The organism is Methylobacterium sp., assembly GCF_019750675.1.
Taxonomy (GTDB): domain Bacteria; phylum Pseudomonadota; class Alphaproteobacteria; order Rhizobiales; family Beijerinckiaceae; genus Methylobacterium.
Map to the genome: position 1 here is coordinate 1 of NZ_JAIEOF010000320.1, position 6343 is coordinate 6343.

The 6343-nt window shown below is 71.4% G+C and carries 7 protein-coding genes; 2 read left to right on the forward strand and 5 right to left on the reverse strand.

The window, feature by feature from the left end; genetic code table 11:
* Positions 1-4 precede the first annotated feature (4 nt).
* Positions 5-733 carry a tRNA (guanosine(37)-N1)-methyltransferase TrmD gene (trmD, locus tag K2X24_RS16500; protein WP_292499432.1) on the reverse strand — a complete coding sequence of 243 codons (729 nt, stop codon included), beginning with the start codon at positions 731-733 and terminating at the stop codon, positions 5-7.
* Between the two features lie 71 nt (positions 734-804).
* Here trmD and K2X24_RS16505 point away from each other — a divergent pair, with 71 nt between their 5' ends.
* Positions 805-1551, forward strand: a complete 747-nt coding sequence (locus K2X24_RS16505; protein WP_292499433.1) for a class I SAM-dependent methyltransferase — start codon at positions 805-807, stop codon at positions 1549-1551.
* Positions 1552-1767: 216 nt separating this feature from the next.
* Entirely contained in the window at positions 1768-3234 is a 1467-nt protein-coding gene (locus tag K2X24_RS16510; protein ID WP_366934517.1) for a sensor domain-containing diguanylate cyclase, read from the forward strand.
* A gap of 17 nt (positions 3235-3251) precedes the next feature.
* On the opposite strand, the gene rimM is transcribed toward K2X24_RS16510, so the two are convergent.
* From rimM to K2X24_RS16530, 4 genes are all read right to left on the reverse strand, one after another.
* Entirely contained in the window at positions 3252-3938 is a 687-nt protein-coding gene (gene rimM / locus K2X24_RS16515; protein WP_292499435.1) for a ribosome maturation factor RimM, read from the reverse strand.
* A gap of 16 nt (positions 3939-3954) precedes the next feature.
* Positions 3955-4317 (reverse strand): 30S ribosomal protein S16, encoded by a 363-nt coding sequence (rpsP, locus tag K2X24_RS16520; protein ID WP_055957770.1) that lies wholly within the window; start codon positions 4315-4317, stop codon positions 3955-3957.
* Positions 4318-4414: 97 nt separating this feature from the next.
* On the reverse strand, positions 4415-5977 hold the full coding sequence (gene ffh / locus K2X24_RS16525; protein ID WP_292499436.1) for a signal recognition particle protein: 1563 nt from the start codon (positions 5975-5977) through the stop codon (positions 4415-4417).
* Between the two features lie 38 nt (positions 5978-6015).
* Positions 6016-6240: a hypothetical protein gene (locus K2X24_RS16530; protein WP_056475430.1), complete on the reverse strand. Its 225-nt coding sequence runs from the start codon at positions 6238-6240 to the stop codon at positions 6016-6018.
* Positions 6241-6343 lie beyond the last annotated feature (103 nt).

Consider the following 6343-nt stretch of genomic DNA (forward strand, 5'->3'; position numbering starts at 1 on the left):
CCCGTCAGGTTTCGTCGGGGCCGAGCAGGTCCGGCCGGCGCTCGCGGGTCAGGCGGAGGGCTTCGGCCCGGCGCCATTTCGCGATGGCGCCGTGGTTGCCACCGGTGAGCACGTCGGGGATCGCCCGTCCCTCCCAGTCGCGGGGCCGGGTGTAGTGCGGGTACTCGAGGTGCCCGGCCTCGAAGCTCTCCTCGTCGCCCGAGGCCACCTTGCCCATCACGCCGGGCAGGAGGCGGATGCACGCGTCGAGGAGCACCAGGGCGGCGATCTCGCCGCCGGACAGGATGTAGTCGCCGATCGAGACCTCCTCCAGGCCGCGCCCCGCGATGACGCGCTCGTCCACCCCCTCGAAGCGGCCGCAGACGACGACGACGCCCGGCCCCGCGCTGAGGGCGCGGACGCGTGCCTGCGTGAGGGGCTTTCCGCGCGGACTCATCAGCAAACGGGGCCGCGCATCGTCGCTCGGTGCCGCCGCGTCGATGGCGGCGCCGAGCACGTCGCAGCGCAGGACCATGCCGGCGCCCCCCCCGGCCGGGGTGTCGTCCACCGCCCGGTGCCGGCCGAGGCCGTGCTCGCGGATGTCGCGCGCCTCCAGCGCCCAGGTGCCCCGCGCCAGGGCGTCCCCCGAGAGCGAGACGCCGAGGGGCCCGGGAAACATGTCCGGGTAGAGGGTGAGGATGGTCGCGGACCAGGGGGGGGGCGCCGGGGTCTGGGCGGGAATCTCGGGAGTCATGCCGCTTGATGACGCCTCGCCCCGCGCGCGGTCAACGTGGCACCGAAGGGCCGGCGCGCGGTTGTCCCTGCATGATCCGTCCCGCGCTCGCCTTCCTCTGTGTCCTGACGCTCACGCCGGCGCTCGCCGCCGAGCCCCTCGGTCCGCCCGGCGCGCCGGCCACGGACTTCCCCAGGCCCGACCGGCCCGTCGCCGAGATCGTCGCTCCCCTCTGGGCTTCCGAGAAGCAGCGCGACGCGGTTGACGAGGTCGGGCAGGTCGCCCGCCTCATGGGCATCGCCCCCGGCGAGAGCGTCGCCGATATCGGCGCGGGCAGCGGCTACTACGCGATGCGCCTTTCCGAGCGCCTCGGCCCCAAGGGCCGCGTCTACGCGCAGGACGTGACGCCGCGCTACCTCGCCGACCTGGAGGCCCGGATCGCGAAGGCCGGCGTGACGAACGTCACCGTCGTGCGCGGAGAGCCGCACGATCCCCGGCTGGCGCCGAACTCGCTGGATGCCGCCGTGCTGGTTCACATGTATCACGAGATCGCTCAGCCCTTCGGCCTGCTGCACAACCTCGCCGCCGCGATGCGGCCGGGCGGCCGCGTCGGCATCGTCGACGCCGACGACGTTCCCGCGCGGCACGGGACGCCGCCCGCGCTCCTGGCCTGCGAGCTGAGCGCCGCCGGCTACCGCCAGACCGGCTTCACCACCCTGACGGGGGGCGTCGGCTACCTCGCGACCTTCGAGGTCCCCGCGGCCGAGGCGCGCCCGGACCCCCGCGCGATCAGGCCGTGCCGGGACGAGACCACCCGCCGGAGCACCGGACGCCGGTGAGGGCGGCCATCCGACGAGACAGGTCCGCCGATCTGTGCGCGTGAACCGAGGTTCGTCACGGAAGCGGACGACGGTCGATTAGGGTTTGTCGTGCGAAATGCCCGGAGACCCTCAACGAATGCGTCAGCGGCACCGATGCGCCTGTCATTTCGAACCGACCGATGGTCGTCCACTTCCCGAACGTGGAACGTCCTCGGCATCCTCGCACCGATCGGCATGCTCCTGATCTGCGGGCAGATGCTGCTCGACATGCGTGGCGACGCCTGGGACAAGGCCACGCAGACGTCGCGAAACCTGCTCCAGGTGATCGAGCGCGATATCGCCCGCAACGTCGAGATCATCGATCTCTCGCTGCGCGCCGTCGTCGACAACCTGTCGGCCCCCGGGATCTCGGAGATCGGCCCGGAGCTGCGCCAGCTGGTTCTGTTCGACCGGGCCGCGACCGCCACCGACATGGGGGTGGTACTCGTCCTGAACGACAAGGGCGATACCGTCTTCGATTCGCACGCCGTGCCCGCCCGCCGTCTCAACAACGCCGACCGGGACTATTTCCGCGCGCATGCGGCGCGTGCCGATCTCGGCCTGGTCATCAGCCGGCCGGTCACATCCCGCTTGGTCGGCGTTCCGGTCATCGTCCTGAGCCGACGCATCACCAAGCCGGACGGGAGCTTCGGCGGGATCGTGTCGGCCTCCCTCAAGCTGTCCTACTTCACCCGGCTGTTCGCGAATATCGGCCTCGGTCCGCGGGGGGCGATCAATCTGTATCTGCGCGACGGCACCCGGCTCATGCGCCATCCCTTCGCGCCGGCCGATATCGGGGCGAACGTGGCCCGTTCGGCGACCTTCCAGCAATTCCTGACGGCGTCGCACGGGACCTTCGTCGGTGACTCGCTGCGCGATGCCGGCCAGCGCCTCTACGCGTATACGAGCGTCGGGGACCTGCCCCTCATCCTCAACGTCGCCCTGGCGGTGGAGGAGATCGACGCGCAGTGGCGCCACAAGGCCCTCGTCATCGGCCTGATGGTGCTGGTCCTGTGCGGCCTGACCATCGGCCTCTCATTCCTGTTCGGTTGCGAGTTGCGGCAGCGGACGCGGATGCAGGCGGAGCTTGCCCGCCTCTCGTTGACCGACGTCCTCACGGGATTGCCGAACCGGCGGCGCTTCGAGGACGAGATCGCCCGGGCCTGGACGGGGCCGCCCGATCCGGCGGCGATGCGGTCCCTGCTCGCCGTCGACGTCGACCACTTCAAGGCGATCAACGACCGCTACGGCCACGGGATCGGCGACGCGGTCCTGCGGGGGCTCGCCGCCTGCCTCTCCGCGAGCATCCGCCGGCCGGGCGATCTCGCTTGCCGAATCGGCGGCGAGGAATTCGTGCTGCTGCTTCCGGACACGGACGAGGCGGGTGCGCTGCGGATCGCCGAGGCGGTCCATGCGGAGGTGGCCACGCTCGGCATCGCAGCCGCCGGGATACGGCCGGGGTCGATCACCGTCAGCATCGGCCTCGCCAGCACCCGAGGGTCCGCGACGGGAACCGTGGCGCCCGCAGACCTCTACCCCCTCGCCGACATGGCGCTGTACGCGGCGAAGGCCGCCGGCCGCAATCGGACCCACATCGCCGTATCGCGTCGAAACCCGCCGCCGAGCCCGCCCGTCGCGGCGCAGTGGGCCGGAGCCGCCTGAGCCGGATCTCCGCGCGTTCAGACCGGCTCGTCGGGTGGGCGGGGACCGGCCGGAACGAACAGGTCTTCGGGCGGATCGACCACGACCCGGCCCTCGGCGATCGCGAGCACCGGCACGAACGCCTTGGTGAAGGGCAGGAGGGCGGTGGCGCCGCCGAGCGCAGGCTTGATCTCGAGGAGATCGCCGCCGCCGTAATTCGGCACGTCCGCAACGGTACCGAGCACCACGCCCTGCGTGTTGACCACGGTCAGGCCGACGAGGTCCGCGGTGAAGAATTCGTCCTCGTCCGCCGTGTCGCCGAGGCGCTCGCGGGGCAGGTAGAGGGCGACGCGATTCAGCGCCTCGGCGCCGGTCCGGTCGGCCACGCCCTTCACGCGCACGACGAGGAGGTCGGGGGAGGTGCCGCCGGCCTGGCGGATATCGGTCAACTCGATGCGGCGGCCGTCGCTGGCGATCAGCGGCCCGTAGGTCCCGATGGCCTGCGGGTCGCCGGTGTAGGATTTCAACCTGACCTCGCCGTTGAGGCCGTGCGCGCGCCCGAACTCGCCCATGCGGACGAGGCTCGGGTCGGTCTCCGGCAGGGCGGCATCCTCGTCCGACCGTGGCCGGTGGGCCGAGGTTGCCGCGTCGCTGCCGATGCGGCCGGGCCGCGCACGGCGGCCGCCGTCGCCTTGGGGTGAATTGCCTCCGGGACGGCGTGCCATGCGCGGACTCTCAGCCTCAGGCCGCGGCGTCTTCGGCCGGGGCGGCGGCCTTCTCGGCGCGCTTGGCGGCGCGCTCCTTGGCCTTCTCGCCCGGCTCGGCCTTCTGCGGGTTGTTGCGCGCGGGGCGCTTGGCGAGGCCGGCGGCGTCGAGGAAGCGCAGGACGCGGTCGGTGGGCTGGGCGCCCTTGGCGAGCCAGGCCTGGATCTTGTCGGCCTCGAGCACGATGCGGGCCGGATCGTCCTTGGCCTTCATCGGGTCGTAGACGCCGACCTTGTCGATGAAGCGGCCGTCGCGGGGAGCGCGGGCGTCGGCGACGACGATGCGGTAGTACGGGCGCTTCTTGGCGCCGCCACGGGTGAGGCGGATCTTGAGGGACATGGTCTACTCCAAAGGTCAGTGTGAGGGCGAGAAGCGCGTAGCGAATGGCGAGTCCGTGGGGGCAAACCCGACTCGCTATGCGCTACGCCCCCCGTCGCTACTTCTTCTTCCCGAAGGGAAATCCGCCGAGACCCGGCAGGCCGCCGGGGCCCTTGGGACCCCCGAGCCCGGGCAGGCCCGGCATCTTGCCCCCGAGGCCCGGGGGCATCGGGGGGAGCTTGCCGCCGAGCTGCTTCTGCATGTCGGCGATCATTTCCGGCGTCGGCTCCGGCATGCCGGGGGGCAGGCCGGGCATGCCGCCCATCCCGCCGCCGCCACCCATTCCAAACATCGAGCCGAGGGCCTGGCCGATGCCGCGCTTGCCCGAGCCCATCGCCTTCATCATGTCGGCCATGGTCCGGTGCATCTTGAGGAGCTTGTTGAGCTCCTCCACCTTCGTCCCCGAGCCCGCGGCGATGCGCTTCTTGCGGGAGTTCTTGAGGATGTCGGGATTCTTGCGCTCCTGCGCGGTCATCGACGAGATGATGGCCCGCTGGCGCTTGAACATGTTCTCGTCGAGGTTGGCGCTCTCGACCTGCTTCTTCATCTGGCCCATGCCCGGGAGCATGCCCATGAGGCCGCCGATGCCGCCCATCTTCTCCATCTGGGCGAGCTGCATCGACAGGTCGTCGAGGTCGAACTTGCCCTTGCGCATCTTCTCCGCGGTGCGGAGCGCCTGCTCGTGGTCGATGGTCTCGGCCGCCTTCTCCACGAGGGAGACGATGTCGCCCATGCCGAGGATGCGGTTGGCGACGCGGGAGGGGTGGAACTCCTCCAGGGCGTCGACCTTCTCGCCGGTGCCCACGAGCTTGATCGGCTTGCCGGTGACGGCGCGCATCGAGAGGGCCGCGCCGCCGCGCGAATCGCCGTCCATGCGGGTCAGCACGATGCCGGTGACGCCGAGGCGCTCGTCGAAGGCGCGGGCGGTGTTCACCGCGTCCTGGCCGGTCAGCGCGTCGGCGACGAGGAGCACCTCGTGCGGGTTGGTGGCGGCCTTGACCTCGGCCGCCTCCGCCATCAGCGCCTCGTCGAGGGTGATGCGGCCGGCGGTGTCGAGCATGACCACGTCGAAGCCGCCGAGGCGGGCGGCGTCCATGGCGCGCCGCGCGATCTGCACCGCCGACTGGCCGGCCACGATCGGCAGGCTCTCGACCTCGACCTGCTTGGCCAGGATCGCGAGCTGCTCCATCGCCGCCGGGCGGCGGGTGTCAAGGGAGGCCAGCAGCACGCGGCGCTTGTCGCGGGAAACCAGCCGGCGGGCGATCTTGGCGGTGGTGGTGGTCTTGCCCGAACCCTGCAGGCCGACCATCAGGATGGCCACGGGCGCGGGGGCGTTGAGGTCGATGATGCTCGCGTCCGAGCCGAGCATCGCCACGAGCTCGTCGTTGACGATCTTGACGACCATCTGGCCGGGGGTGACCGACTTCAGGACGACGGCGCCGACCGCCTTCTCGCGCACCTTTTCGGTAAACCCGCGCACCACCTCGAGGGCGACGTCGGCCTCCAGCAGGGCGCGCCGGACCTCGCGCAGGGCGGCGGTGACGTCGGCCTCGGTCAGCGCGCCGCGGCGCGTGAGGCCGGAGAGAATCCCGGAGAGGCGATCGGACAGGCCTTCGAACATGCGTCAGGCTCCCTGGACCGGCATCGTCATCGGGTCGATCACTGGTTGACGCCCGCGCTCTCCGCCCGGCGCGCCTGGAGCGCGTCCTCGAAGCCGCGGATCGCCTTGGCGAACTTGTCCCGGCATTCCGGGTTGCAGAAGCCCACCACCGCGCCGTTGTAGAGGGTCAGCGAGTCGGCCGCGATCGGCTTGCCCGACCAGGGGCAGGTATCGTTCACCGCATCCTCGATGCGCAGGGTCGTGTTCGCGGCAGCGTTGGGCATCGGGACTCGACGACGACGGGTGAAGCGGGGCCGACGTCCTGTTCCCCAACGCGAAGCTCGCCCGAGGGCGCATCGCGCTGTCGGGCGTTGACCTCCGGCCTCG

Excerpts from the sequence above, each read along its gene's own strand:
- trmD (WP_292499432.1), bottom strand. The coding sequence starts at position 733 with ATGACTCCCGAGATTCCCGCCCAGACCCCGGCGCCCCCCCCCTGGTCC.
- K2X24_RS16505 (WP_292499433.1), top strand. The coding sequence starts at position 805 with ATGATCCGTCCCGCGCTCGCCTTCCTCTGTGTCCTGACGCTCACGCCG.
- K2X24_RS16510 (WP_366934517.1), top strand. The coding sequence starts at position 1,768 with ATGCTCCTGATCTGCGGGCAGATGCTGCTCGACATGCGTGGCGACGCC.
- rimM (WP_292499435.1), bottom strand. The coding sequence starts at position 3,938 with ATGGCACGCCGTCCCGGAGGCAATTCACCCCAAGGCGACGGCGGCCGC.
- rpsP (WP_055957770.1), bottom strand. The coding sequence starts at position 4,317 with ATGTCCCTCAAGATCCGCCTCACCCGTGGCGGCGCCAAGAAGCGCCCG.
- ffh (WP_292499436.1), bottom strand. The coding sequence starts at position 5,977 with ATGTTCGAAGGCCTGTCCGATCGCCTCTCCGGGATTCTCTCCGGCCTC.
- K2X24_RS16530 (WP_056475430.1), bottom strand. The coding sequence starts at position 6,240 with ATGCCCAACGCTGCCGCGAACACGACCCTGCGCATCGAGGATGCGGTG.